Below are 2,046 nucleotides of genomic sequence, written 5' to 3' on the forward strand. Positions count from 1 at the left end.
CTCCCCCTCACAATGATTATCATTTTAATATTGAGTGAGATTTAATTTCCTCAAAGCCTTATGTAGTTTGAGTCTTGGTGTATTTCATACTGATTCAGGCTCGTCAATATTTAGATGCGTTTGCCCTGAAGAATACACCAAGCAAGCATCGAAACCTTTATGATGACTAATTACAAGATTGCACGATTTTTTATCAGCAAAGTAAGTCAGAGTCTCTTATTTTTACACGGATAGGGTATCTATGAAGTGCTTTACTCAACCAACCTGAGTTCAAATTAACTATTCTCTAGTATAGATAATTACAACTATAGGAAATAAACCATGTCAAATTTGGAGAAGAAAAACAAGAGTATTATCCTAATGACAATTTGATTTCCTTCTGGAAATAGTTTCGTCTGCATGATCACCATTTTTAAATAACTAAATCACTTAATAGCATCCGATGGTCGGAATTTCCACCTTTGATAGTTTTACAATCTACGACTTTGATATCATTACTAACAAAAATATGATCTATTGGCAGCTTAATTACGCCTACAATCCAGGCTGGTAAGTGAACATAAGTTGTCGGTTCAATCCATGAAGGTTCTACTCCAAAGCCCAGTTTTGTATTGTGTAGTCCCGTTTTTTCAACTAGTCTTTTATAGTAGGGCGACCAAGGAGTTAGGTTTAAGTCACCTGCAAATATTAGTCTTTTATACTTTTGAGCTTGTAAGTACTGAGTTACTTCAGCTAATGCGGTGTTACGTTTAGCAAAAACATCAGGTTTGATCGGTACTGAAGGGTGGGCTGCTACTAAAGTGATATTTTTAGTGGCAGTTTTTACAGATGTGGTTAAAATCGTTCCTGCGCTTAGTGTCTTTCCTTGAGGATTTACCAACCCAAAGCGGCTAAAAACAGCCAACCCACCACCACGAGTCCGGTAAGCAAAGGGTAGAGTATCTTGCAGGTGGTTGGTTAGTTTCTTCATAGCTGGCGGGCTGATCTCTATTAATACAGCTATATCAGGTTTTTGCTGTTCAACGAGATTAGCGACCCTGGTCAACTGAGTATTTTGAATATTGATGTTAAATTCTATAATTCTAAGAGATTCGCCTCGCCCTTGATGGCTATTAGGCAGATACCAAGGTAATATCCAAACGCTATTAAACGCTAGCAAAGCAAGAGCAAAAAACAGTGTGCCCTGCCAGCGAATTCCAGCCAACCAAGCACACAAAATCCCGATAGTGATCACTAAAGAGACTAAAAAGTAATAAACTCTGCCGTGACTTAATAACTCGAAAGGATACCACCAAAGGAAACCAACACCTATTGAAACAAGGGCAGTAATTCCTAATAGAAGGTTCAATAAAATTTGGCTATAAGACTTTAACATCTAATACTGATATTTACACACAAATGTACTTAGCTAGATATACAGTACTTGCAAAGCTTATTACTGAAATTATACTAATTTTTCGTCAAACCATGACATTATGTTGAGACGGACAAGCAGAACTCAGTGATTCTTGGTGGGATAAAGTTAAATATTACGCTCTGTTGGCGATTGAAAGGGTTGAATACAGGGTTGAATCAGCTCAAGAATTACTCAGTACGCTAACAATTGATGAGCGTTGCGGCGTGATGCTGAAGTTTGAGGATTTTGAACCGAACTTATTTGCTCAACTGCTTGTCGATGCTCCACAGTGGACTGAATGGATGGTGTGATTGATTGGAGCGTCAGTCGCTAATAGATATAACCACACCACCCATCAGCTCTACCAACATCACCCAACATTCCCCAAACGGAACATGGCGAAATCCAAGGATAGAATGATCGATAAGGCAATCTATCAATGAAGGAGGCCTCTATGTCTGACTCCATAAACCAACAAATTCTGCTCAAAAGTTACCCCACAGGCGAACCGAAAGAAAGCGATTTTGCCCTTGTTGAAACGGCAATTCCAGAACTGGGAGAGTCAGAAATACTCACCCGCACTATTTACAGCAATTCTCATTTTGAAAAAAAATCAGAGAAAATTCTGTTATTTAAATAGAGAACTTGTG

3 protein-coding genes are annotated in these 2,046 nt (G+C 38.5%); 2 read left to right on the forward strand and 1 reads right to left on the reverse strand.

Features of this window, described 5'->3' with window-relative positions; all coding sequences use genetic code 11:
- Positions 1–412: 412 nt before the first annotated feature.
- Entirely contained in the window at positions 413–1,375 is a 963-nt protein-coding gene (locus H6G26_RS41265) for an endonuclease/exonuclease/phosphatase family protein (protein ID WP_190737872.1), read from the reverse strand.
- Between the two features lie 164 nt (positions 1,376–1,539).
- Between H6G26_RS41265 and H6G26_RS41270 the strand changes: the two genes are divergently transcribed.
- Positions 1,540–1,707 (forward strand): hypothetical protein, encoded by a 168-nt coding sequence (locus tag H6G26_RS41270; RefSeq protein WP_190737873.1) that lies wholly within the window; start codon positions 1,540–1,542, stop codon positions 1,705–1,707.
- Positions 1,708–1,850: 143 nt separating this feature from the next.
- Positions 1,851–2,036 carry a hypothetical protein gene (locus H6G26_RS41275; RefSeq protein WP_242054410.1) on the forward strand — a complete coding sequence of 62 codons (186 nt, stop codon included), beginning with the start codon at positions 1,851–1,853 and terminating at the stop codon, positions 2,034–2,036.
- Positions 2,037–2,046: the final 10 nt, after the last annotated feature.

This window comes from Nostoc sp. FACHB-888 (assembly GCF_014696655.1).
Lineage (GTDB): Bacteria > Cyanobacteriota > Cyanobacteriia > Cyanobacteriales > Nostocaceae > Nostoc.

Coding starts and splice junctions, on each gene's coding strand:
- H6G26_RS41265 (WP_190737872.1), bottom strand. CDS start 1,375: ATGTTAAAGTCTTATAGCCAAATTTTATTGAACCTTCTATTAGGAATT.
- H6G26_RS41275 (WP_242054410.1), top strand. CDS start 1,851: ATGTCTGACTCCATAAACCAACAAATTCTGCTCAAAAGTTACCCCACA.